This is a genomic window from Coriobacteriaceae bacterium (genome assembly GCA_025992705.1).
Lineage (GTDB): Bacteria > Actinomycetota > Coriobacteriia > Coriobacteriales > QAMH01 > QAMH01.
In genome coordinates, this window is sequence record DAJPGJ010000001.1 from 477,906 (window position 1) to 502,410 (window position 24,505).

24 protein-coding genes, 6 tRNA genes and 1 pseudogene are annotated in these 24,505 nt (G+C 58.7%); 29 read left to right on the forward strand and 2 right to left on the reverse strand.

The window, feature by feature from the left end; all coding sequences use genetic code 11:
* Positions 1–137: 137 nt before the first annotated feature.
* Both OIM11_02045 and OIM11_02050 read left to right on the forward strand, forming a co-directional pair.
* Positions 138–1,295, forward strand: coding sequence for an NlpC/P60 family protein (locus OIM11_02045; GenBank protein HJI99926.1), 1,158 nt, complete (start codon positions 138–140; stop codon positions 1,293–1,295).
* Positions 1,296–1,459: 164 nt separating this feature from the next.
* On the forward strand, positions 1,460–2,005 hold the full coding sequence (locus OIM11_02050; protein ID HJI99927.1) for a C40 family peptidase: 546 nt from the start codon (positions 1,460–1,462) through the stop codon (positions 2,003–2,005).
* Positions 2,006–2,294: 289 nt separating this feature from the next.
* Here the strand turns inward: OIM11_02050 and OIM11_02055 are convergent, their stop codons facing one another.
* The gene (locus tag OIM11_02055; protein HJI99928.1) at positions 2,295–2,513 is read right to left on the reverse strand and encodes a helix-turn-helix domain-containing protein; all 219 of its coding nucleotides are present in this window, start codon (positions 2,511–2,513) and stop codon (positions 2,295–2,297) included.
* A gap of 67 nt (positions 2,514–2,580) precedes the next feature.
* Between OIM11_02055 and OIM11_02060 the strand changes: the two genes are divergently transcribed.
* From OIM11_02060 to rplA, 27 genes and pseudogenes are all read left to right on the forward strand, one after another.
* Complete coding sequence (locus OIM11_02060; GenBank protein HJI99929.1) at positions 2,581–2,997, forward strand: LytTR family transcriptional regulator; 417 nt, start codon at positions 2,581–2,583, stop codon at positions 2,995–2,997.
* A gap of 139 nt (positions 2,998–3,136) precedes the next feature.
* Complete coding sequence (locus OIM11_02065) at positions 3,137–3,286, forward strand: hypothetical protein (GenBank protein ID HJI99930.1); 150 nt, start codon at positions 3,137–3,139, stop codon at positions 3,284–3,286.
* Positions 3,287–3,537: 251 nt separating this feature from the next.
* A pseudogene (locus OIM11_02070) lies at positions 3,538–6,666 on the forward strand (lectin like domain-containing protein).
* Positions 6,667–6,916: 250 nt separating this feature from the next.
* The gene (locus tag OIM11_02075) at positions 6,917–7,504 is read left to right on the forward strand and encodes a DUF4143 domain-containing protein (protein HJI99931.1); all 588 of its coding nucleotides are present in this window, start codon (positions 6,917–6,919) and stop codon (positions 7,502–7,504) included.
* 160 nt (positions 7,505–7,664) lie between these two features.
* Positions 7,665–7,741: transfer RNA gene (locus tag OIM11_02080), tRNA-Pro, on the forward strand.
* Positions 7,742–7,861: 120 nt separating this feature from the next.
* Positions 7,862–8,167 (forward strand): twin-arginine translocase TatA/TatE family subunit, encoded by a 306-nt coding sequence (gene tatA / locus OIM11_02085; protein HJI99932.1) that lies wholly within the window; start codon positions 7,862–7,864, stop codon positions 8,165–8,167.
* A 68-nt stretch (positions 8,168–8,235) separates the two neighbouring features.
* Positions 8,236–8,715, forward strand: coding sequence for a transcription elongation factor GreA (gene greA / locus OIM11_02090; GenBank protein ID HJI99933.1), 480 nt, complete (start codon positions 8,236–8,238; stop codon positions 8,713–8,715).
* A gap of 2 nt (positions 8,716–8,717) precedes the next feature.
* Positions 8,718–10,208 (forward strand): lysine--tRNA ligase, encoded by a 1,491-nt coding sequence (gene lysS / locus OIM11_02095; protein ID HJI99934.1) that lies wholly within the window; start codon positions 8,718–8,720, stop codon positions 10,206–10,208.
* Between the two features lie 51 nt (positions 10,209–10,259).
* Complete coding sequence (locus tag OIM11_02100; GenBank protein HJI99935.1) at positions 10,260–10,496, forward strand: glutathione S-transferase N-terminal domain-containing protein; 237 nt, start codon at positions 10,260–10,262, stop codon at positions 10,494–10,496.
* Positions 10,497–10,638: 142 nt separating this feature from the next.
* Positions 10,639–13,185: an ATP-dependent Clp protease ATP-binding subunit gene (locus OIM11_02105; protein ID HJI99936.1), complete on the forward strand. Its 2,547-nt coding sequence runs from the start codon at positions 10,639–10,641 to the stop codon at positions 13,183–13,185.
* Positions 13,186–13,703: 518 nt separating this feature from the next.
* Positions 13,704–14,249, forward strand: coding sequence for a diadenylate cyclase (locus OIM11_02110; protein ID HJI99937.1), 546 nt, complete (start codon positions 13,704–13,706; stop codon positions 14,247–14,249).
* A 19-nt stretch (positions 14,250–14,268) separates the two neighbouring features.
* The gene (gene ispD, locus OIM11_02115; protein HJI99938.1) at positions 14,269–15,132 is read left to right on the forward strand and encodes a 2-C-methyl-D-erythritol 4-phosphate cytidylyltransferase; all 864 of its coding nucleotides are present in this window, start codon (positions 14,269–14,271) and stop codon (positions 15,130–15,132) included.
* 58 nt (positions 15,133–15,190) lie between these two features.
* Complete coding sequence (ispF, locus tag OIM11_02120; GenBank protein ID HJI99939.1) at positions 15,191–15,667, forward strand: 2-C-methyl-D-erythritol 2,4-cyclodiphosphate synthase; 477 nt, start codon at positions 15,191–15,193, stop codon at positions 15,665–15,667.
* A 168-nt stretch (positions 15,668–15,835) separates the two neighbouring features.
* On the forward strand, positions 15,836–17,308 hold the full coding sequence (gene cysS / locus OIM11_02125) for a cysteine--tRNA ligase (GenBank protein ID HJI99940.1): 1,473 nt from the start codon (positions 15,836–15,838) through the stop codon (positions 17,306–17,308).
* A complete protein-coding gene (gene rlmB / locus OIM11_02130) occupies positions 17,298–18,044 on the forward strand; it encodes a 23S rRNA (guanosine(2251)-2'-O)-methyltransferase RlmB (protein HJI99941.1) in 747 nt (248 codons plus the stop codon). Before cysS ends, rlmB begins: the two co-directional genes overlap by 11 nt.
* Positions 18,023–18,562 carry an NYN domain-containing protein gene (locus tag OIM11_02135; protein HJI99942.1) on the forward strand — a complete coding sequence of 180 codons (540 nt, stop codon included), beginning with the start codon at positions 18,023–18,025 and terminating at the stop codon, positions 18,560–18,562. The genes rlmB and OIM11_02135 overlap by 22 nt, the downstream gene beginning before the upstream one ends.
* 111 nt (positions 18,563–18,673) lie before the next feature.
* A tRNA-Thr gene (locus OIM11_02140) sits at positions 18,674–18,748 on the forward strand.
* Between the two features lie 164 nt (positions 18,749–18,912).
* A tRNA-Tyr gene (locus OIM11_02145) sits at positions 18,913–18,997 on the forward strand.
* A gap of 6 nt (positions 18,998–19,003) precedes the next feature.
* Positions 19,004–19,078, forward strand: a tRNA-Thr gene (locus OIM11_02150).
* 189 nt (positions 19,079–19,267) lie between these two features.
* Positions 19,268–19,344 (forward strand) — tRNA-Met (locus tag OIM11_02155).
* A 110-nt stretch (positions 19,345–19,454) separates the two neighbouring features.
* Positions 19,455–20,660 (forward strand): elongation factor Tu, encoded by a 1,206-nt coding sequence (gene tuf, locus OIM11_02160; GenBank protein ID HJI99943.1) that lies wholly within the window; start codon positions 19,455–19,457, stop codon positions 20,658–20,660.
* Positions 20,661–20,741: 81 nt separating this feature from the next.
* The gene (gene rpmG, locus OIM11_02165) at positions 20,742–20,891 is read left to right on the forward strand and encodes a 50S ribosomal protein L33 (GenBank protein ID HJI99944.1); all 150 of its coding nucleotides are present in this window, start codon (positions 20,742–20,744) and stop codon (positions 20,889–20,891) included.
* A gap of 52 nt (positions 20,892–20,943) precedes the next feature.
* Positions 20,944–21,020, forward strand: a tRNA-Trp gene (locus OIM11_02170).
* A 68-nt stretch (positions 21,021–21,088) separates the two neighbouring features.
* A complete protein-coding gene (secE, locus tag OIM11_02175) occupies positions 21,089–21,505 on the forward strand; it encodes a preprotein translocase subunit SecE (protein HJI99945.1) in 417 nt (138 codons plus the stop codon).
* On the forward strand, positions 21,498–22,028 hold the full coding sequence (nusG, locus tag OIM11_02180) for a transcription termination/antitermination protein NusG (GenBank protein ID HJI99946.1): 531 nt from the start codon (positions 21,498–21,500) through the stop codon (positions 22,026–22,028). Before secE ends, nusG begins: the two co-directional genes overlap by 8 nt.
* Before the next feature lie 117 nt (positions 22,029–22,145).
* The gene (rplK, locus tag OIM11_02185; protein HJI99947.1) at positions 22,146–22,577 is read left to right on the forward strand and encodes a 50S ribosomal protein L11; all 432 of its coding nucleotides are present in this window, start codon (positions 22,146–22,148) and stop codon (positions 22,575–22,577) included.
* A gap of 77 nt (positions 22,578–22,654) precedes the next feature.
* On the forward strand, positions 22,655–23,362 hold the full coding sequence (rplA, locus tag OIM11_02190; protein ID HJI99948.1) for a 50S ribosomal protein L1: 708 nt from the start codon (positions 22,655–22,657) through the stop codon (positions 23,360–23,362).
* Positions 23,363–23,599: 237 nt separating this feature from the next.
* Here the strand turns inward: rplA and OIM11_02195 are convergent, their stop codons facing one another.
* Positions 23,600–24,484: a LysR family transcriptional regulator gene (locus OIM11_02195; GenBank protein HJI99949.1), complete on the reverse strand. Its 885-nt coding sequence runs from the start codon at positions 24,482–24,484 to the stop codon at positions 23,600–23,602.
* Positions 24,485–24,505 lie beyond the last annotated feature (21 nt).

Sequence of the window (24,505 nt, forward strand, 5' to 3'; positions counted from 1 at the left end):
TCCTCCAAACTTCGCGACCTTTTGTGATGAGTCTGTGACATTGACCCGTCCTTGCTAGCGTGTGCTCGCGACGGTGGTACCATAGCCTGCGCAGAGAACCCAATATGTACTTCTAACGTTGCATTGGGGGACGCGCTATGTCTACTATTCTCAATCGCAGGGCATTCATCGGCTCGTTCATCGCTCTGGGCGCGTTATGCACCGTTAATCCCACGCAAGCACTCGGCACGTCCGCCGCGCAGAAGCAGGCGGAAGTCCATACCGTCAAGGCCCAGCTCGAGGCCATGGCAGAGGACGTTTCCGCTGCCGGCGACCGTTACCATCAGGCCATGGATGCCTATGACGACGCGACGGCACGGGTCGAGGAAGCACAGGCCACCATCACCGAGATGTCGGAGCGCATCGGCTCGCTGCAGAATCGCCTCGACGTGCGCGCCACGGCCATGTACCGTTCGGGATCGACCTCGTATCTCGACGTGCTTTTGGGTGTGACCACCTTCGAGGATTTCGCGACCGTATGGGACACCCTCAACGCCCTTAATGCCGAGGACGCTGATCTCGTGGCCAGTACCAAGGTCACGAAGGCGACACTCGAGTCTGCGCAGGGCGAGCTTGTCGCGCAGCAGCAATGTGCTGCCGAACAGCTCTCCTCTGCCGAGGCGTACATGAGCCAGGTGCTCGCCAAGCAGAACGAATACGACAGGATTTATAACAACCTGAGCGCGGAATATCGCCAGATACTCGCCGAGCAGGAAGCGGCCGAGGCGCAGGCGAGTGCGCGTGCACCGCAGGAGTTCGTACCGAGCGCGGTGCAGGTGGTTCCCGTGACGCCTGCTGCGCCTTCCGAGCCGAGCGGTTCAGATGACTCAGGCGGTGGTGGGGGAGGGGGCTCCTCGAGCAACTCGGGCGCATCCAGCTCCATCACGGAGGTGTCTTCCGGCTCGGGGTCTGCACCAGACTTACCCACGAACGGCAGCGTGCTCGATTACGCGTACTCGAAGCTGGGATATCCGTACGTATGGGGCGCGAAAGGCCCCGACGCCTTCGATTGCTCGGGCTTTGTCGCGTGGTGTTATCGCCAAATCGGCATGTCGCTTCCGTCCTACACCGAATCGCTCTACGCGGTTGCTTCGGCACGCTTCAGTCCAAGCGAGGCACGGCCCGGCGACGTGCTCTACAAGCCTGGTCACGTGGGGATTTCCACGGGTGGCATTAGCTGCATCGAAGCCATGGGCACGCGTTGGGGCGTCGTCGAGAGCTGCCGAGGAGGATGGACCGCAGCACTGCGATTCTAGCCTCTCTAGCGGGGACGATGCCGCTCACATGGGTCTATATGCGCGAAATGTGCACAGTTTATGGAGGCTCCGGATTTTGGGGTAGTATGCCTCCTTGCCTGCTGCAATTACTGTCTACAAATTGAGCACCATATGTATTGCGGGCGCTAGGAATCTTTTTTCTCATGCATTTACATAACCGTAAGTCGGTCCTTGGCATTGCGCTGTCTTCTCTACTCGTACTCGCTATCTGTCCCGCAGCGTTTGCCCTTCCCCTGCAACAGCCGTCTTTCTCCGATGGTCCCGAGCAAGCCTATGCCGATGAGCCCGCTCAGCTCGAGCTGATCACGACCTGCCGTGAGCAGATTGACGAGACCGCCGCCGAAATCGCCGCCGCTGAGGCAGCGGCTATCGAGGCCGCGAAGCCCGAGTCCGTTCGCCGCGCCGAGGCTTGCCTGGGCGTGCCGTATAGGTCCGGCAGCTCAAGTCCCAGCGGTTTCGACTGCTCGGGTCTGGTGAGCTATGCGCTTACCGGCAGGTATGGTCACGCCTACACGTCGTATTCCTTCTGGGGGATGTCTGCGGTAAGCGATCCGCGCCCTGGTGATGTCGTGGCGTGCAGCCCTGGCCACTGCGGCCTCTACATTGGCGATGGCCAAATGATTCATGCGCCGCAGTCTGGCGAGCGCGTTCGCGTCGAAGCGGTGCGTGGCAAGATCGTTCGTCCGTAACTTGCGATTTCGAGCGAAGCGGCCGCCCTCCCCATTGTCATTTCGAGCGAAGCGGCCGTTAGGCCGCGAAGTCGAGAAATCTCCCCACTCCCCTTGTCATTTCGACCGGAGGCGCGAAGCGCCGGAGTGGAGAAATCTCACCACCCCCATTGTCATTTCGAGCGAAGTCGAGAAATCTCTCCTCTGCTCATGTGGCCTTCCTACGCCAACGAGCAAACCCGCCATGTCGAAGATGCGCGTTTATGGCGCGCGTGCAGGGGGCAACGGATAGAGGGCACCTGCGGATGCTCTAGATTCCCTTGAAGAATTCTGAGAACGTAATGCCAAAGCCACGCACGATCTTTACGAGCGTGTCAAAACCGAAATTTCTGTTTCCCTTTTCGATATCTGCAAGATAGCTGCGGTTGATTCCAGTCATGAGGGCGAACTTATCTTGCGTAAGTCCATGCTGCTTACGAAGTTCTTTGATTCGGAAACCGATTTTGTTCCTTATATCAGACTTCTGCATAAGCGCATGCTATTGATTGTGATATTTTGAATGTATGAAATCAGAAACAATTCGCGACAAATCAACAATGTCGCGAAAGAGGCCAGCACTCGATGCAAGCGCCGCGCAGCGCATTCAACATGCGGGTAATCCCGATGAAGTGCCTATACCCACTAAACTCATAGTTAAGTTCGCGCGCGAGGTGCATATCGTGCCCGTCGACACCATTGACTACGTCGAGAGCATCAAGCGCAAGGTCTTCATACATGCAGATAGCGGCGTCCACCAGATGTACTCGACGATGCGCGATGTGATTGCGAGACTTCCCGAGAGCTTTCTGCGCTGTCACAACAGTTATCTAGTGAACGCGGAGCGCGTGGCGAGTATCACTCCGACGGAGGTCGTGTTGACCTCAGGTGCGAAGGTGCCGATGAGCAAGCGCTATGCGAAGGAAGTGCGCAGACAGCTGCCTCTCTATTGTCATTTCGAGCGAAGCGGCCGCTAGGCCGCAAAGTCGAGAAATCTCTCCCCCTCGACCCCTCCGCTAAACCAATCCTGCGGGTCTGTTCGCTGGTGTTCTGTGGAGAGCACGACGATTCTCTTCGCTGCTTCAGAGGGTTTGCACGCTCTTAGGCGGAGGAGAAATCGATGCGAGTCGCAAGGAAAATGTTACCGATCTTCATGTCGTTGGTTTTGGTGGTAAGCACCACTACACCGCCAGCGAGGTCGAGCGAGACCACCTCGTCTCCATCGGCTGGCTCTACGAGGACTTCGGCTGGTACGGGGTGAAGTAGAGGCTCGATTGTCCGGAATCTACGGCGCAGACCCGAGAATGGGTCTGCACCGTCCCCTTTGGGCATATCTTGGCGAAATCCACCCGCGTAGACCCATTACGTGGGTCTATGCAGCATCAATTCGGTAACGGTGCAAGCCAAATGGGTCTATGCAGCCTTCTTCTGTCGGCACTTCGCGGTCTGTTTCTTGACAGATTGCCCACTCTCCCGTTATGTGGAGTCATGCAACCGCCTAATGTGCAGGAGGAACGATGCGTGCGCTTTTGAAGAAATCGGCCCAATGCCTACTTTGCGCTGCGCTGGTCGTGACCTTATGTCCCGCGCTGGCGTTTGCCCAGAGCGAGCCTGCCGCCCAGAGTGCAAATCCAATCATGCGGTTGTTCAAGATGCCGGAAGTCATCAGCGCAAGCGGCACCTCTGCCGGTACGGGCGCGGTGTCCGAGCAGACCCCCATCTACAGTATCTATGACGCGAACTACGATGGCCTCATCGCCCAGGAAGACGTTCCGCGCAGGTATAGTTCGGTCGAAAAGGGGAGGGTCACCCCCATTGGCAACCAAGGTGAGCTTGGTATTTGCTGGGCGTATTCGACAACTGCGGCTGTCGAGTCCTCGATTCTAAGCGAGGGGCTCGCGAGTTCGGTCGACCTTTCCGAGCGCCATCTTGCGTACTTCACCTACCATCGGCAATCTGATCCTCTCGGAGGTACCAAGGGAGATTCGGTCACGGCAGCAAATGCCGCGTACTCGGAAGTGTTCGAGAATTCGAGCGATCCATATCTGGCCTCGGGCGGAAACGACGAGACCGCCCTTTACACCCTTTCCTCATGGATTGGCGCGGCTGATGAAAGCGCTGCGTCTATCAATGACCTGCTCGATCGTTATGAATCGGCCGATCTGAATGACTGGACATTGTCTCCGGCGCAGCGAAAGGCTGCCGTGGAGAAGTTCCTCGCCGACACGGCACTCGATAGCTCCCTTGCCTACACGGACTCCTATCATCTGGAAAACGGTTACATGATTGCCATGGAGGACAGAAACGATGTCAAGCGGGCAATCATGAAGTATGGTGCGGCGGCAACCCTGGTCAACTTGGACCAATACTCGCAGTGCTTCAACTCCAAGCATAGCGCCCTTTACAATTACAAGTCCCAGGACACCAACCATGACATTGCCATCGTTGGCTGGAATGACGATTACAGCGTCGATAACTTCGGGCTCGATGACGGGTGGGATGGCACGGTGGCCACTTCGGCGCCTTTGATTTCGGCCGATGAGTCTAAGGACGTGGTATTCGATTCCCAAGGTGCCGCCTGGGCGAAGTTCGAGCCTGCCGTATCCGGGTTCCACACTATTTTCTGCACCGCATCGGAGGATGGTCCAGGGGGCTTCACCGAAACCGTGTACAAACTGGATGGCCAAGGAGGAAATCCGTTTTGGGTAAACAAGGCGGTCAACGGGATGAGCGACTCGACCTGTTTTCTCGAAAAGGGCACGACATATTACGTCAAGCTCGCGAGAGAATACGGTAGCACGACGGACTGTACGGTGCGCATCTCTCCCGCGTCTGCCGATGCCTCTTTGCCCGATTCTGTGACGCAAATTCCAAACGGTCAGAAGGTTGCCTTGCCCGCTCCCGATGCAAGCGGTTACAAGTGGCTTTCGTTCACACCGACAAAGAGCGGCTCCTATACGCTAGGTCCCGATCCGTGGGACGAGTCTTTCGAGGTGACGCTGTATTGCCCGACCATCGATGACAATGGGCTGCTGCAGCGGACGTGGGTCGCTGCGGGTAACACCGTGTCCCTCAAGGCGGGCCAGACGTATTACCTGCGTTGCAGCGGTGCTGCGAACAGGGTGGCCTTCCTGTCCATGGACCTTTTCGAGGTCGATGACACCGTGAGCGCGGACCCCCTCCTCCCCGGGTTTGACTGCGCCACGACAAGACCCTCATCAAACGGTGCCTGGCTGTGCAAGAACAGCTGGGGGACGGACTTTGGCGAGGATGGCTACTTCTGGGTCTCCTACGAGGACACCTGCATCAACAGGCCCGGATCAAGAGTGTATGTCTACGACATGGCAAAGGCCGACAATTACGACAACAACTACCAATACGATGGGTCGTCAGCACCGTTCTACAACCATTTGCCCTCTGGGGGCAGTATCGCAAACATGTTCACGGCGAAGGCCAATGCGCAGGGCGGCGAGGTGCTCAAGGCGGTCTCGCTTTCCTTCTACGATGTCAATGTCGATTACTCCATTCAAATATACGTGAACCCGACCGACCCAACCGACCCCACGAGCGGTTCGCCGGCTCTTGCAACGCCAGCGCAGGGGCGGCTCACCTATGAGGGGTTCCACACCATCGAGCTGCCGAGCAGCGTTCCGCTCACCCAGGGAACGAGGTATTCGGTAGTCGCCACCCTTTCCCATGCGGACGGCTCGACCGTAAACTACGCGGTCGATACGAGCGCCAACGTTGGCTTCGCAAGTTTCAAGAACGAATGCTCGAAAGGACAGAGCTTCTCGCTGTTTCCGCAGGCCGCTGCCTGGTATGACCTGTCGGGAAGCGCTCAGCAAGCCGGGGACGAGCCGGGCAGCACCGCGCGCATCAAAGCGTTTACGGACAACGTTGATAACCCCCAAGCGCTCAACATTCCCATTTCGAGCGCTAATATCCAGGTGACGGGGGTAAGTGAATCGCAGAAACCGGTCGTCTCCGTTTCCTACGGTGGCGTCATCTTGTCCGAGGGAAGGCACTATTCGATGGCTTCCCGATATGATCCGAAAAGCGGCCTCATCACGATAGACGTGACGGGTCTGGGCGTGTATTCGGGCACCAAGACCGTCACGTACCAGAGCACGCCTGCCGAATCAGTTGACCCTACGCCGGTCGATCCCAAGCCTGATGAACCTATCCCAGCGGACCCCAAGCCCGACGACCCGGGCACCGATCCCAAACCCGATGACCCCGGTGCCGCCGAGCCCGAGCCTGTGGTCACCCAGGAGATGTACCGCCTGTACAACCCCAACTCCGGCGAGCACTTCTACACGGCAAGCACGGTCGAACGCGACAGCGTGATCGCCGCGGGCTGGAGTGACGAGGGCATCGGCTGGACGGCACCCACGGAAGGCATCCAGGTCTACCGCCTCTACAACTCCTTCGCTGGCGAGCATCACTACACGACGAGCGAGGCAGAGCGTGACATGCTTGTGGCCGCCGGATGGATGCTCGAGGAGGGCGGCTGGTTCTCCGATCCCGATAAGTCCGTGCCGCTCTATCGCGCCTACAACCCCAACGCCTTCGCCAACAACCACCACTACACCACCGACTGGGGTGAGTTCGAGATCCTGCTGTCGCTCGGCTGGCGGGACGAGGGCATCGGCTGGCACGGAGTGAGGTAATTCGAAAAAACCATGACGTAATATTCGAAAAAACACTGATAAAATATTCGAAAAACAAAGTATGTCGAGGTGGAGGCATAGTCATGGACAAGGCATTCCATTATATCGAGAGAGTGAGCGATCAGTCTCTGCGACTTCACCTTGATACGTTTGGGGAAACGAAGTTAGGCATGACCCGCACAAAGTCAGGCTCCTCATCGCGTCACTTGCTCGCAACGAGTCCACTCTGGCATCTAAGCGCACGCTTCTTGCCGATACGGCCGAGCTTAACGATGGGGTACCGCTTTCGGAGAGCACCTTGGGCGAATATGTCTCCGTTTTGCGTCGGATGTTCTTCGTGTGCGATATACCAGCGTGGAGCCCGGCCTTGCGCTCGCCGGTGAGAATCCGCTCTGCCAGCAAGCATCATCTCGCAGACCCGTCTCTGGCGGTAGCCGCATTGGGTGCAACGCCTGAATCCCTGATGGGTGACCTGAAGACAATGGGCTTTCTTTTTGAATCGCTTGTAGCGCATGAACTCATCGTGTATGCGCGGGCGATGGATGCGAAAGTAATGCATTACAACGATGATGCGAATCTTGAAGTCGATCTCATCGTACAAGCCCGAGACGGAAGATGGGGCGCTTTTGAGATCAAGCTTGGCGCTGATCAAGAAGACGCAGCAGCGGCGAATCTCAATAGGCTTGAAGCGAAGATGGTCAAGCGTGGTGAGCGTGGGCCTTCGGTCAAGGCCGTGGTTATGGGGGTGGGAGCCGTGGCTCACACGCGTGAGGACGGCGTCAAGGTCATTCCCATCGATGCGTTGACGGCATAAGCGCCATCGCTTTCCGCTCCCAGCGCGGCAGATTGCGACGAGGGCGTCGGCTGGCACGGCGTGAGTGCCGGTTAAGTGTCCGGTCTGCGACCAGTTTTGCTCCCTCGCAAAAAATCATCGCACGCCCCTCATAATCTGCTAGAATCAATCACCGCGCATTCGGGATGTGGCTCAGCTTGGTAGAGCGCTCGCTTCGGGAGTGAGAGGTCGCTGGTTCAAATCCAGTCATCCCGACCAGATTGCCAGAAGGGGGTTTCTGCATTCGCCAGAAGCCCCTTTGTTTTATTATGGTGCGATACGTGATAGTCTTGCACTCGCTATTCGAGCGATGCATACACGCAAGCTTTGGAGGATATGATGAGGATTCCCTTTCTGGGAGGCATTGGCGTTCCTGAGCTGATCATCATTCTGATTGTGGTCCTGCTTATCTTTGGTCCCAAGAATCTGCCCAAGTTGGGAAATGCCATTGGCAAGACGTTCAAGAGTCTGCGCGACGGTATGGACGGCAAGAAGAAGGATGATGCCGCTGCTGACGTACAGGATACGGCCGAGGTCGTCGAAGACGCCCCTGCCAAGGAGACGCCTCAGGTCGAGACTGTCGAGGAAGCTGTCGTAGAAGAGGCGACTGAGCCGGAGAAAGCTCCTGCAAGCAAGGCTGAGTAACACCCACCTAACCACCAATCCGCGCATTTGCGCGGACACGAGATAGAGACGAACGGAGATACCATCCCATGGCGAACAACGCAAATGATGTAGTCCTGACTGCGGACGGCAAGGCAAAGCTCGAGGAAGAGCTTCACTACCTCGAAACCGAGAAGCGCGACGAGGTCGGCGAGCGTATTCGCATTGCGCGTGAGTTCGGCGATATCTCCGAGAACTCCGAGTACGATGATGCCAAGAACGAGCAGGCCATTCTTGAGCAGCGCATCGCCGAGATCAATGACGTTCTCGCAAACGCACAGGTCGTAGACGCGCCCAAAAAGGGCAACCGTGTCGTCATTGGCTCGACGGTCACGCTGACCGACGATAACGGCAAGGAGCGCGTCTTCACCATCGTCGGTGGCGCCGAAGCCGATAGTGCCCAGGGCAAGATTTCGAACGAGTCCCCCGTGGGTGCTGCCGTGCTCGGCCACAAGAAGGGCGATGTCATCGAGTACGAGGGCCCGACCGGCCGCAAGATGAAGTTCACGCTCACGAAGGTCGGCCACTAATCATGTCCGACGCATCAGAGGAGATCATCGACGATCCGGTAGAGGTTCGTCGTAACAAGCGCCAGGCGCTCATCGATGCGGGCCGTGATCCGTATGGCCACGCCTTTGCAAGCTCGCATACGGTCGAGCAGCTTGACGAGCAGTATGCTCATCTCGAAGACGGCCAAGACACTGAAGACGAGGTCGCCATCGCTGGCCGCGTCATGGCCAAACGTGCGCAGGGCAAGGTCGCCTTTCTCGAGCTCATGGACCACACGGGCACCATCCAGCTCTTTTGCCGCATTAACACCTTGGGCGAAGATGCCTTCGAGGAGCTGAAAGACCTGGACGTGGGCGATTGGATTGCCGTGCACGGCACCATGATGCGCACGCGTCGTGGTCAGCTCTCCGTGGCTGTCTCCTCGTTCGAGCTCATGTCCAAGAGTCTGCGCCCGCTTCCCGAGAAGTTCCACGGTCTGCAGGACAAGGAGACGCGCTATCGCCAGCGCTACGTCGATTTGGTCGTGAATCCTGAGGTCCGCGAGACGTTCAAGAAGCGCTCGCGCATCATCTCCGCCATCCGCCGCTTCATGGAAGACGAAGGGTACTACGAGGTCGAGACGCCGTTTTTGAGTCCGATTATCGGCGGCGCGAACGCAAAGCCCTTCATCACGCACTTCAACGCGCTTGATCGCGACTACTATCTGCGCATCGCCACGGAGCTTCCCTTGAAGCGTCTGCTCGTCGGCGGTTTTCCCAAGGTGTTCGAGCTGGGACGCATCTTCCGCAACGAAGGCATGGATCCCTATCACAATCCCGAGTTCACCACGATGGAGGCCTATGAGGCCTTTGGCGACCTCGAGTCCATGATGGACTTGGCCGAAGGCTGCTTCAAGGCTGCGGCCGAGGCTGCCTGTGGCACGCTGCAGATCGAGTATCAGGGCACGCCCATCGACTTGTCGGGCGATTGGCGCCGCGCGACCATGATGGAGCTAGCCAGCGAGCATGCGGGCGAGGACGTCTCCTTCGACCGCACGCGCGAAGAGCTCGTGGCCATCTTGGAGAAGAACGGTGGCCATGCCGAGGCTGCCTGGGGCAAGGGCAAGCTTATCGCCGAGATCTTCGAGGCAGTTGCCGAGGAGAAGATCATCCAGCCCACCTTCGTCATCGATCATCCGCTCGAGATCTCCCCGCTCGCGAAGAAGCATCCGGACAATCCTGAACTCACCCAGCGCTTCGAGCTGTTCATCTTAGGGCATGAGTACGCCAATGCCTTCACCGAGCTCAACGATCCGGTCGACCAGGCCGAGCGCTTCATGGAGCAGGTCAAGGCAAAGGATATGGGCGACGACGAGGCCATGGGCTTTGACGCGGATTACATTCGCGCGCTCGAGTACGGCATGCCTCCGGCCGGTGGCATCGGCATCGGCATCGACAGGCTCACCATGCTGCTCACCGATGCGCCCACCATTCGCGACGTGCTGCTGTTTCCCCACATGCGCGACGAGGCATAAGACAAAATTGCCCCGGCGATTTTTGTCTCATTCCATCTCCAAGGAGGCACCATGAAGTTCGATAACATGATTCTGTACGTCAAGCCAGGGTGCCCGTTTTGCCATCGCGTTCTCGACTTCATGGCTGCAAACGACATTCAGATCGAGACGGTCGATTCCACCGATCCGCAGCGTCGCCAGGAACTGCTTGACATGAATGGCACGACGCAATCGCCCTGCCTGGTCATCGACGGCAAGCCCATGCTCGAGTCTGCCGACATCATCGCCTATCTGCAGAACCGCCTCTAGACGCCCCTGTCATTTCGAGTGCAATGGCCGCCCGCATGTCGCTGGCGTGTTGGGTAGCCGTCATCGTCTTGTCATCGCTATTCTTGACCACATGTCTATACTGGGAAGACCATCGCTCTCTTTTCGAGGAGGCTTTCCGCGTATGTTTGAGAAATTCACTGATAAGGCCCGCCGCGTTCTTGTCCTCGCACAGGAGGAAGCACGCGAGCTGGAGCAGTCCTATGTGGGCACCGAGCATTTGCTTCTCGGTCTGATTCGCGAAGGCGAGGGCATCGCAGCCCGTGCCCTGCATCAACTTAACGTCACGTACGACGAGGTCATCAGCCAGATCAAGGAGATCACCGAGCAGGATTCTCCTGCGGCAGCGGGTCATATCCCGTTCACGCCGCGGGCCAAGCGCGTGCTCGAGGGCGCGCTGCGCGAGACTCTGCAGCTCGGCCAGAACTACATCTCGACCGAGCACCTGCTGCTTGGCATCATCCGCGAGGGCAATGGCGTCGCCATGCAGGTCCTTGCGAATATCGGCATCGAGGGCAATCAAGTCCGCGAGGCGGTTTCCGAGCTCATCAACAGTGCTCCTACGCCCGTTCCGTATGCCCCGATGGGCGCGCAGCAGCCAGGTGGACGCCCAAACCAGGGCTCCGCGCTCGACGAGTTCGGCACCGATCTCACCAAGCTCGCCGCGCAAGACGGGCTCGATCCGGTCATTGGCCGCGAGCGCGAGATTGATCGCGTCGAGCAGATCCTTTCGCGCCGCACCAAGAACAACCCGCTGCTCATTGGTGAGCCCGGTGTTGGCAAGACCGCCGTCGCCGAGGGCCTGGCCCAGCTTATCGCAGATGGCCAGGTACCCGATGTGCTGCGCAACAAGCGCCTCGTGACGCTCGACGTCTCGGCGCTCGTCGCCGGTTCCAAGTATCGCGGCGAGTTCGAGGACCGTCTCAAGAGCGTCGTCAAGGAAGTCAAGGACGACGGCAACATCATCTTGTTCATCGACGAGATGCACACGCTCATCGGCGCTGGCAGTGCCGAGGGCTCCATCGACGCCGCCGCCATCCTCAAGCCGCCGCTGTCGCGTGGCGAGATCCAGGTGATTGGCGCGACGACCACCGACGAGTATCGCAAGCACGTCGAGAAGGATTCCGCACTTTCCCGTCGCTTCCAGACAGTCATGGTCGAGGAGCCCACTATCGAGCAGTCCATCGACATCCTCAACGGCCTCAAAGATCACTATGAAGCGCATCATCGCGTGCACTTCACCGATGAGGCCATCGAGGCCGCTGTCACGCTCTCCAACCGCTACGTGCAGGATCGCTTCTTGCCGGACAAGGCCATCGACCTTATCGACGAGGCGGGTGCGCGCATGCGCATAAGCAACATGTCGGTTCCCGAGGACGTCGCCAAGGTCTCCGACAGACTCAAGAAGCTTCGTGCGCAGAAGGAAGAGGAAGTCAGGCACCAGAACTTCGAGGCCGCCGCTCATCTGCGCGACAAGGAGAAGGAATTGATTCGCGAGCGTGCCGAGCTCGAGGAGAAGTGGCGCGAGGAGGCGGCGCTTAACGTCGCCACCGTCGATACCGATCAGATTGCCGATGTCGTCTCGCTCGCGACGGGCGTTCCCGTCTCGAGTCTCACCGAGGCCGAGACCGCACGCCTGCTCCGCATGGAAGATGCGCTGCACGAGCGCGTCATCGGACAGAACGAGGCGGTCACGGCGCTCTCGAAGTCGATTCGCCGTAGCCGCGCCGGTCTCAAGGACCCGCGTCGTCCCATGGGTTCCTTCATCTTCCTCGGCCCTTCGGGCGTGGGCAAGACCGAGCTTTCCAAGGCGCTTGCCGAGTTCCTCTTTGGCACCGAGGACGCGCTGCTCAACTTCGACATGTCGGAGTACATGGAGAAGCACACGGTCAGTCGCCTGATCGGATCGCCCCCGGGTTACGTGGGTTACGACGAGGGCGGTCAGCTCACCAAGGCCGTGCGTCAGAAGCCGTATTCGGTCGTGCTTTTCGATGAGATCGAGAAAGCGCACCCGGACGTCTTCAACGTGCTGCTCCAGATTCTCGAGGAGGGCCATCTCACCGACGGGCAGGGCCGCAAGGTCGACTTCCGCAATACGATCATCATCATGACGAGCAACGTTGGTGCCCGTGAGATTACGCGTGAGAACCCGCTTGGTTTCTCGACCACGAACTCGGGCGGCCTGTCCGATAAGGAGATTCACGATTCGGTCATGGCAGAGCTCAAGAAGCTCTTCCGTCCCGAGTTCCTCAACCGTATCGACGAGACGATCGTGTTCCAGTCGCTCACGAGCGAGGACATCGAGCAAATCATTGACCTCATGGTTGACGACCTACGCCAGCGCCTGATTGTCCAGGGCATGAGCATCGAGCTCACCGAGGCTGCCAAGAAGTACATCGCCGAGAAAGGCACCGATACCGCCTTTGGCGCGCGTCCGCTGCGTCGTGCCATCCAGCGCCTTATCGAGGACCCGCTCTCCGAGGAGGTGCTCGAGGGCAAGTGGGGTGAGGGCTCGATCATCCTTGTCGATTACGTGGGAGACGAGCTCGTCTTCGCACCGGGCGAGGGCGAGATACCCAAGCTCAAGCAGCGCAAGACGCTTGCGCTCGAAAGTGCGGGGCCAGGAAGTTCGCTTCCGCCGGCACAGGGCAGCGCAGAAGCAGCCGATTAAGCATGGCCAATTGTCAGGAAGGGGTGGCATCCAGCCATCCCTTCTGTCATTTCGAGCGAAGCTGCCGAAGGCAGCGCAGTCGAGAAATCTCTCCGAGATCTCTCCATTCCGCGGCTTGCAGCCGCTCCAGTCGAGATGACAATGCCCGTCATTCCGAGCGAAGCGAACGAGGTGCCGCCTTCTGTCATTTCGAGCGAAGCTGCCGAAGGCAGCGCAGTCGAGAAATCTTGCCCTTGCGTTCCATTAGTTGTGATGGAGGAGATTTCTCCACTCCGGCGCTTCGCGCCTACGGTCGAAATGACATGGGGGGGGGGGCGCTTCGCGCCTACGGTCGAAATGACAGGGGGGGGCTTCGCGCTTACGGTCGAAATGACACGAAGGGTGCTGTCTCGTCTTTGGTTGAATGTGTGCCAAGGGGTCTGACCCCTTGGCATATCCCCCATTCGAATTGATACCGGGGGTCTCTTTTATAGCGTGTTATGATTGAGCCACCATCAGCAGTAGGGGGAGGGAGCTTCATGGGTGTCATTCAGAGCATGGACGACGTCATGGAGATGGTCGCTCCTGGTACTGACCTGCGCATCGCGCTCGATATGATTCTCTCTGCCGATAATGGCGCCCTCATCTGCATTGGTGACCTTGCCGCCGTTCTCGCGCTGAGCGACGGTGGCTTTGAAATCGATGTCGCTTTCACCCCTAATCGCCTCTTCGAGCTCTCGAAGATGGACGGCGCGATTCTGCTCGACGCCCACGCGCGTCGCATCGTTCGTGCCAACGTGCACCTGTCTCCCACGATGGAGTATGAAACCAAAGAAACGGGCATGCGGCATCGCACGGCCATGCGCATGTGCGCGCAGACCGACACCGTCGCCATTACCGTCTCGCAACGCCGAAACGTCATCGACCTCTACTTCGGCGGTGAGAGCAAGACGCTGGGCAGGCCGCTCAAGTCGTTCTCGCAGCTCGAGAGCATGATACTGGCCCTGCAAAACGCCCGCGAATCTATCGATCACGAGATAAACCGACTCATCGCGCTTCAGGGTGCCGAGTCACCAGACGCATAACATCGTGCGAGGAGGGGTCATGGCTGACGACACGAAAGACCTGGTCGAGGTGGGTATCGATCCGATTTCCGTCTCGGCGGCCCTCACGCCAGCCGAGGTAGACCTGTACGTACATCAGATCAACACGCTCGAAAACGCGAGCAGCTTGCTTGCAGGCCATGTCTCCAAGAATCCCTCGACAGCCGCCATCATCGTTGCTGGTGGTGAGGGCGAGCGCTTTCGCAATCCCGGTGGCAAGCAGCTGTTCGAAGTACTCGGTAAGCCGGTGCTTACCTGGTCGGCCGAGGCCTTCGATGCCGTTCCCGATGTCGGCGTCATCGTCATCGTGTGCCCTGAAGAGCGTCAGGCGGAGTACTGCCGCAAGGCCATCGACCCATATCCATTCGTGACGCCCATCGAATTCGCGTCTTCCGGTGAGGAGCGTCAGGAGTCGGCGATGAACGGCTTCGAGTCGCTTACGAAGGACTATGAGATTATCGCCGTGCACGATGGCGCTCGTCCGCTTATCACGCCGGAAATCATCTCGCACGCCATCAATCATCTCAAGGGCAACCTTGATATCGATGGTATCGTGGTGGGTCATCCGTCTGTTGACACGCTCAAGATCGTAAATGACCGTCTGATTTCCGCCACACCCGACCGCAGCATGTTCTGGGTGGCGCAAACCCCCCAGCTTTTCCGCGCGGATATTTTCAGGCGCGCCTACCAGACAGCCATGTTCGACGGCTTTTTGGGTACGGACGACTCATCGCTCGTCGAGCGTATCGGCGGCCGTGTCGCCATGTTCAATGGCCCGCGTGACAATATCAAGCTCACGGTTCCCGAGGATGTCGGCCCGGTCGTTGCGGCCCTTTCCGCTCGCGTCGCGCAGCGTGAGGAATGAGGCACGTTGCCGTGTATGATAGATACGCAATCTTGACTCTTGCCGGAAGGGACGTCGCATGAACCGAATCGGGCTAGGCTATGACGTGCACGCCTTTGCCGATGGGCGCAAGCTCATTTTGGGTGGCGTCGAGATCCCATACGATAAGGGACTTGACGGCCATTCGGATGCCGATGTGCTCGTACACGCCATCATGGATGCGATCGTCGGGGCGATGCGCGCGGGCGATATCGGCAAGCTCTTTCCCGACACCGACCCTGCCTACAAGGATGCCGATTCCATCAAGCTGCTCGAACATGTGGGTGCGCTTGCACGGGAACAGGGCTATGCAATCGAGGATATCGATTCGGTCGTCATGCTCCAGGAGCCCAAGATGTCTCCGTATCGCGAGCAGATGCGTGCGAACATCGCAGCTGCCCTGCACATCCCCGTCGAGAGCGTGGGCGTGAAGGCCACCACGACCGAGCATCTGGGCTACGAGGGCCGCGGTGAGGGCGCATCTGCGCAGGCAGTCTGCCTCCTCTCACGCGAATGAGACAAAACTCGCCGGGGCATTTTTGTCTTGGAGGTGACAGGGGGACGGGGGTTCTGTCACGCCGGGTTCGCGTGACAGAACCCCCGTCCCCCTGTCACCTCCCCGCCACCGCATGAGCATTCCTGTTAATATGTTCGGACGTACGCAAGACCGCACCGAGGAGTGACCATGCAAATCTACAACACCGCAACTCGCCGCAAAGAGGAGCTCGTGACGCACGAGCCGGGCAAGGTGGCGATGTACGCGTGTGGCCCCACGGTCTACAACTACATCCATATCGGCAATGCGCGCACCTTCCTCATCTTCGACGTGGTGCGCAAGTACCTGAAGTATCGCGGCTACGAGGTCGCCTTCGTCCAGAACATCACCGATGTCGACGACAAGATCATCAAGCGTGCGCAGGAGGAGGGCAAGACGCCCGAGGAAATTGCCGCGTTCTATACCGATGCGTTCATCGATAACATGCACACCTTTGGCATTGATGATCCGGATGTGCGCCCGCGCGCTACGCAGGAGATCCCCGAGATGATCGAGCTCGTCCAGCGTCTCATCGACCGTGGCCATGCCTACGAGGTCGATGGCGATGTGTACTTCTCGGTGCGCTCGTTCTCCAAATACGGTGAGCTTTCCGGTCGCAACATCGACGACTTGCAGAGCGGCGCCCGCGTTGACGTGGACGAGCGCAAGCGTGACCCGCTCGACTTCGCGCTCTGGAAGGCCGCCAAGCCGGGAGAGCCGCACTGGACCTCTCCCTGGGGCGAGGGGCGCCCGGGCTGGCATCTGGAATGCTCGGCCATGTCGCAGAAGTATCTCGGCGTGCCGCTTGATATCCACGGCGGCGGCTCCGACCTCGTCTTTCCGCATCACGAGAACGAGAAAGCACAGACCGAGGCAGCATACGACGAGAACTTCGTGCGCTACTGGATGCATTCGGGCATGTTGCGCATCAACTCCGAGAAGATGTCGAAGAGCCTGGGAAACTTCCTGCTGCTCAAGGACGTACTCGACACCTGCAATCCTAATGCGCTGCGCCTGCTCATGCTCCAGACGCATTATCGTTCGCCGCTCGATTTTTCCGATGCACGCCTTGCCGAGGCGGACACGTCGTACAGCCACCTGTGCACGACGGTGCGCAATCTGCGCTGGGCGGCCGAGAACGCTGCCGAGGGCGATCAAGGTGACTGCGCGAGCTTCAATGAGGCACGCGAGACCATGAAGGCCGATTTCGTCGAGGCCATGGACGATGACTTCAACACTGCCGGTGGTCTGGCCGCGATCTTTTCGTTTGCCAACGAGTGCAATCGCTTCCTCGAGCAGCACGACCACATGGATGCGGCCGCTCGCGAGGCGGCACTTCTGAGCGCAGATGCCATCGAAGACCTCATGGGCGTCCTTGGCATCGCGATGCCGAGTGACGAGGCCGACGAGTGGCCTGCCGAAGTGTGCGAGCTGGCGGCTGAGACCTGCGGTTACGCGGGAACTGACCCGCATGCGGCAGCCGAGGCACTACTCGAGGCTCGTGCGCAGGCACGCGCCGAGAAGAACTGGGCGCTCGCCGATGCCGTACGTGACGGCCTTGCCGCGCTTGGCTTCACCATCGAGGACACCGCCAACGGAGCGCGAGTCAGCTATGGAGAATGAGCATCTCGAGGGACGTCATGCACTCGCGGAGGCCCTTGACGCGCATGTTCCCGTGCAGGCTATCTACGCGAACGACGCGGCCTTTCGCGACAAGCGCGCTTCCAAGTTGCTCGCCCGTGCGCAGGCGGATGGCATTCGCATCGAACGTGCGACGAGTAAGGAGCTCGACGCTCATTCATCACATGGAGCTCATCAGGGCATCGTTGCGCAGGTCAAGCCATACGAGTATGCGAGCCTCAAGCAGCTCGTCGATTTGGCGGGGGATGCCGCTGACGCACTCATCATTGCCTGTGACCACATAACGGATGCCGGCAATTTCGGCGCCATCGTGCGCACGGCCGACGTGGTTGGCGCAGCGGGAGTGCTCATTCCCAACCGCCGCTGCGCACGTGTGACCACGGCGACGTACAAGACCTCGGCCGGTGCGGTCGCGCATGTGCCCATCGCGCAGGAGGCAAATCTGGTCAAGAGCCTTGAGCGCCTCAAGGAGGAGGGCTTCTGGGTTATCGGGGCAAGCGAGCATGCCAAGACCTTGCTTTGGGATGCGCCGCTTTCGGGGCGCATCGTGCTTGTCATGGGCTCCGAGGATGCGGGGCTGGCTCGCCTCACGCGCGAGACCTGCGACATGCTCGTTTGCCTACCGCAGGCGGGCCATGTCGAGTCGCTCAACGTCGCGCAGGCTACCACGGCCCTCGCATACGAATGGATGAGGCAATGCAACGCCGCCAAGTCCTGATCGTCGACGGCTACAACGTCATTCGCAACAACGAACGCTACGCACAGCTCGGCATCGATTACGAGAGCGGGGAGGGCTGGAACAAGGCTCGCGAGCGTCTCATTAACGATGCAGCTCAACTTGCTCAGGAGCACTATGAGCGCTGCACGGTCGTTTTCGATGCGGCAGGTAATCCCGACTCGACGGGCATCCCTACGCGAAAAGCGGGCATCGACGTCATTTTCTCGCCTGCGGGCGTGAGTGCCGATAGCGTTATCGAGCGACTCGCGCACGATGCTCGCGAAAACGGTTTCGAAGTTGTGGTTGTTTCGTCGGATTTCACGATTCAGGCGACCGTTTTCGGAGGCGGTGTAGCGAGTCTTTCGTCCCTTGCGTTTACCGCAGACAGCGTCGATGTCGAGGACGAGCGACGTGCCCTTGCCCGCCTGGCGGCAAACGAAAAACGCACCATAGCCGATAGGCTCGATGCTGAGACGCGCGCCAAGCTCGAGGCAATCGTGCGTGGAGCGGGGGAATGAGACACTTGCTGGGCGACAGGGGGACGGGGGTTCTGTCACGCTGGGTTCGTGTGACAGAACCCCCGTCCCCCTGTCGCCCAGCAAGTGTGATACACTGCCGGACGCGGTTTTGCCAGCGTGGCGCAACGGTAGCGCAGCGGTTTTGTAAACCGAGGGTTGCGGGTTCGATTCCTGCCGCTGGCACCAGCCGCATTTATGCAGCGAAAGGCATAGCTACACCCGGACGCGTGGTATAGCGGCTTTTTCGTTGACAACATCTGATGTGCGCGGTATCATCTCGTGCGCTATGCGGCTAGACCCGCATCGCACGCAGCTTGAAAAGCGTATACAGATTAGTGAGTCACAAAGATGGGCGTGTGCCGGAGCGGTTAATCGGGACGGGCTGTAAACCCGTTGGCTTTGCCTACCATGGTTCGAATCCATGCGCGCCCACCACCTTTTGCCTGTGTAGCTCAGGGGTAGAGCACTTCCTTGGTAAGGAAGAGGCCATCGGTTCAAATCCGATCACAGGCTCCATTTACTTAACGCTTAGAGCAACGTTTGAGCCTTTTAGGTGCGCATACTGCGCTTGAAAGGTTTGAACGAGCAGAGTGCGTTGGATGCAAGGAAGTGCGGAGCGATTCCGAAGGAGCGGCCTTGGTGCCGTGACTGAGGAAGCGACGACAGCACTGACGCCGCAGACGACGTGCTATGCGAAGTTAAAATGGCGGCGTAGCTCAGTTGGTCAGAGCGCACGGTTCATACCCGTGTTGCCATTGGTTCGAATCCAATCGCCGCTACCAGGTTTTTCGCCTCACAATGAGGCTTTGCACGTATAAAATGATAGTTTTGGTAATGACGCGCACTCCAAGGAACGGATGCGCGCATGCAATTCAGCAAACAGGAGGATATGATGGCTGAAAAGGAAAAGTTTGACCGTTCCAAGCCGCATGTAAACATCGGCACCATTGGTCACGTCGACCATGGCAAGACCACGCTGACCGCGGCTATTTCCAAGACGCTTTCCGACAATGATGGTTCGCACGGCACCGCTACCGCCGACTTCACCGCATTCGAGGACATCGATAAGGCTCCTGAAGAGCGCGAGCGCGGCATCACGATTTCCATCGCTCACATCGAGTACGAGACCGACAAGCGTCACTACGCTCACGTTGACTGCCCGGGCCATGCTGACTACGTCAAGAACATGATCACCGGCGCTGCTCAGATGGACGGCGCGATTCTCGTTATCGCCGCCACCGACGGCCCGATGGCCCAGACCCGCGAGCACATCCTGCTCGCCCGCCAGGTCGGCGTTCCCTACATCGTTGTCTTCCTCAACAAGTGCGACATGGTTGATGACGAGGAGCTCATCGACCTCGTCGAGATGGAGACCCGCGACCTGCTCACCGAGTACGAGTTCCCCGGAGACGACATCCCCATCATCCGTGGTTCTGCTCTCAAGGCTCTCGAGGGCGACAAGGGTTACCAGGACGCTATCTGGGAGCTCATGGATGCTGTCGACGAGTACATCCCGACTCCTGCTCGCGAGACCGACAAGCCGTTCCTCATGGCTATCGAGGACGTCTTCACCATCACCGGTCGTGGCACCGTCGCCACGGGCCGCGTCGAGCGTGGCGTCTGCCATGTCAATGACGAGGTCGAGATTGTCGGCATCCGCCCGACGCAGAAGACGGTCGTCACCGGCGTCGAGATGTTCCGCAAGCTGCTCGACGAGGCTGAGGCTGGCGATAACGTCGGTCTGCTGCTCCGCGGCATCAAGCGCGAGGAGATCGAGCGTGGCCAGGTTGTCTGCCAGCCCGGTTCCGTTCAGCCGCACACCAAGTTCAAGGGTCAGGTTTACGTTCTGACCAAGGACGAAGGTGGCCGCCACACGCCGTTCTTCACCAACTATCGTCCGCAGTTCTACTTCCGCACCACCGACATCACGGGCACGGTTATCCTCCCGGACGGCGTCGAGATGGTCATGCCGGGCGACAACGTTGAGATCACGGGCGAGCTCATTCACCCGATCGCCATGGAAGAGGGCCTGAAGTTCGCTATCCGCGAGGGTGGTCGTACGGTCGGCTCCGGTCGCGTTACCGAGATCATCGAGTAACACGAGCCCATTAGGTTATGAGCAGACAGGCCCGACGGTTTTGCGACCGTCGGGCCGTGTTCTGCGATTGAGGAGGATGTAATGCGCACGTTGGTCACCTTGGCCTGTACTGATTGCAAGCGCCGCAATTATACGACCAAGAAGAACAAGCAGAACAACCCTGAGCGCATCGAGCTGAAGAAGTACTGCCGTTGGTGCGGTCATCATACGCTGCACCGCGAGACTCGCTAGTTGTACTCGCTAAGTGTTCAGGAGTGGTCTACAATGGCTAGACCAGATGAACAGGCCAGTAGCTCCAATTGGTAGAGCGTCGGTCTCCAAAACCGAATGTTGGGGGTTCGAGTCCCTCCTGGCCTGCCAGATTATTCCGGCCAACTTTTTAGTTGGCCTCTTTTAAGGTATGAACCACCTTATACGAACGGATCAAGATGGCTACGAAGAAACACAAGAAGCGTAAGCGCGACACACGCTCCGAGGAGCAAAAGGCTCAGTCGGCGCGTGATCTCGCGCAGCAAACAACCGCGCAACCGCAGAAGAAAGCTGCGGTGCTTTCGCGCTCCAAGGACAAAGCTCCCGAGAAGGCGAAGAGCACCAAGGCAGTTGCCAAGAACGATTCCAAGTCAGGAAAGAAGCCGAGCATCTGGCGTCGTTTCGTCAACTATTGCAAAGAGGTCAAGGGCGAAATGCAGCGCGTGGTTTGGCCGACACGCCCCGAGCTCGTCAATGCGAGCCTCATCGTCATTGCGGCCCTCGTGTTCTTCGGCGTCGGTATCGCCATCATCGACAATATCATCATTATCCCGCTTGATGCCATCGCGACCTTGGGAGTGAACGTCAATGGCTAGAAGATGGTACGTTGTTCACACCTATTCGGGCTACGAGAACAAGGTCAAGACGAACATCGAGCATCTCATCGAGACCCAGGGTCTCGAGAACAATATCTTCGAGATTCTCATCCCCACCGAGGAAGTCACCGAGCTCAAGGAGGGCGGCCGTCGCGTCACCACCGAGCGCAAGGTGTTTCCCGGCTATGTGCTGATCAAGATGAACCTCGATGCCCGCACCCAGGTTGCCGTACGCAACACGCCGGGCGTGACGGGGTTTGTCGGCAGCGAGGGTCAGCCTGTTCCGCTGACGCGCGAGGAGTTCAACAAGATCACCAAGCGCGTGAGCCCCGAGGCCCCCAAGAAGACCTCCACGGATCTGGAAGAGGGCCAGTCCATCAAGGTTATGAGTGGTCCGCTTGCAGACTTCGATGGCACGGTCTCCGAGGTGAACGCCGAGGCCGGCAAGGTCAAGGTTCTCGTCTCGATCTTCGGCCGCGAGACACCGGTCGAGCTCAGCTTCGATCAGGTGGCAAAGATTTAAGTTTGGCAGAAACGCGCGCGTCGTGCCTCGATGTGGAAGAGGGCTTCTCGCGACAGGCGCTTTCGATAGATAGAGCATAAGCGCCCGTAAGGGCAGGTACTAGTAAGGATAGGCATCATGGCTAAGGACAAGGAAGTAACGGGCTTCATTAAGCTTCAGATTCCTGCTGGTCAGGCTAACCCGGCACCCCCGGTTGGCCCGGCACTCGGCGCCCAGGGCGTCAACATCATGCAGTTCTGCACGGCATTCAATGCCGAGACGCAGGACAAGGGCAATACGATTATCCCCGTCGAGATCACGGTCTATGAGGATAAGTCCTTCGACTTCATCTGCAAGACTCCGCCGGCGGCTGTTCTCATCCGTCAGGCTCTTGGCATCGAGAAGGGCAGCGGCGTTCCGCAGCGCGACAAGGTGGGCACGCTCACGCAGGCTCAGCTTACCGAGATTGCCGAGACCAAGCTTCCCGATCTCAACGCAAACGACATCGAGGCCGCCAAGAAGATCGTGGCGGGTACCGCTCGCTCCATGGGCGTTTTGGTCGAAGAGTAAAGGTTAAACGCAGCGTGAAGCGCGCTGCTTGTAGTGGGAGGGCCGGCCAGGCTCGTTGACCACGAGGAGGAAAGAACATGGCAAAGCACGGAAAGAAGTACGAGGCCGCACTGGCCAAGGTTGACGAGGACAAGCAGTACACGCCGCTTGAGGCTTGCACGCTTGCCAAGGAGATTGCGCCTGCATCCTTTGACGAGAGCATCGAGGTCGCATTCCGCCTCAACATCGACACCCGTCAGGCTGATCAGCAGGTTCGCGGTTCCATCTCGCTGCCTAATGGCACGGGCAAGGAAGTCCGCGTTGCCGTCTTCGCCGAGGGCGATAAGGCCAAGGAGGCTCTCGAGGCTGGTGCTGACGTTGTCGGTTCCGACGATCTGGTTGCCGACGTGCAGGCTGGCAACATTAACTTCGACGCTGCCGTTGCAACTCCCGACATGATGAGCAAGGTCGGCCGTCTGGGTAAGGTCCTTGGTCCTCGCGGCATGATGCCGAATCCCAAGCTTGGTACCGTTACGCCGGATGTCGCCAAGGCCGTGAGCGAGCTCAAGGGTGGCAAGGTCGAGTACCGTGCCGATCGCTATGGCATCTGCCATGTCAACATTGGCAAGGTTTCCTTCGAGCCCAAGGCTCTTGCCGAGAACTACGGTGCACTTTATGACGAGATTCTGCGTGTGAAGCCGGCCGCAACCAAGGGCCGCTATGTCAAGTCCGTCGTGCTGTCTTCGACGATGGGCCCTGGTATCAAGGTTGCTGCTGACATCGTCCGCAACTACACCGAGGCGTAACAGAACACGCAATCTAGACGTTCAACGGGGAGCTTACGTACGTTTTGTACGCTACGCTCCCCGTTTCACGTCTATCTCACGCATTCTGTTGCGCTTGCATGCTACGCACCTCGCTTTATTGCAATCTCACGCATTCTATTGCGTTTTCGTTACTGAAAAGCCCGGGTTTTGTACCCGGATTTTTTAATGGGCTGCGAATATGTGCCGGTAATTATCCGTGCGAGCAAGCTGCGCTGTTTATTGCTGATATATGCGCCTTGCCGTTCGGTAGAGCTTCATGACTTGCGCGCCCGGCCGTTTGGGAAAGACCAGCCCATAGGGCATGCAATGCGGCTCGGCCAAGGAGATGCAAACAAGGTTTGGGTGGATATCCTCCCAGATCTCGGTCGTGACGATAGCGCGATTGTTCAATTCGCAATCTGCGAACAGTTCCATCGTGTAAAAGGGGACATCCGTGATTCGATTGGCTCCGAGACCAACAAGATAGGAGCGCGCGGCGTCGTAGTCAGCCGATACGCCTGGCCTCATCATGACGAGGTCAAGGTCATGGAGCAGCTCCGCATCCACCACTTCGGGAATGACCGTTCCTGGTAATTTTGGGACCGCGACGCATAGCTGAGTTCGCGTTAGCTCGAGGAACAGGCACTGATCTCGGTAGAGCTCGGACATGTAGAGCCCCTCCATCACGTCATACGATACGCCGAGTCCACGCAGGTAATTGCCCGGCTCGATTCCCGCGCTTTCAAGCGAGGTGATATCGATGCGGGTGCCTGGCGCGCTTTCGATCATATGCGACCAAATTCCCGGAAGCAGGCGGCACTTCATGAGTAATGAAGTTGCCACGCGTATAGGTCCCTCGCCCTTCTGAATCGTCCGTGCGCGAGCAACTGCCTCATCGCAGTGACGCACGATCTCTATGGCATCCCGATAAAGCGATTCGCCCGCTTCGGTCAGTTTGACGCCGCAGGGTCCACGCTCGAACAAAGTGACGCCAAGACGCTGCTCGAGAAGATCAATCTGCTGAATGAGAGAAGACGGCGCGATATAGAGTGCGCGGGCAGCTTTGCTGAAACTTCCCGCATTCGCCGTTTCGATGAAGGACTCGATGTGGCGCGAGTACACAGTCACTCCTTTGTATCAGGT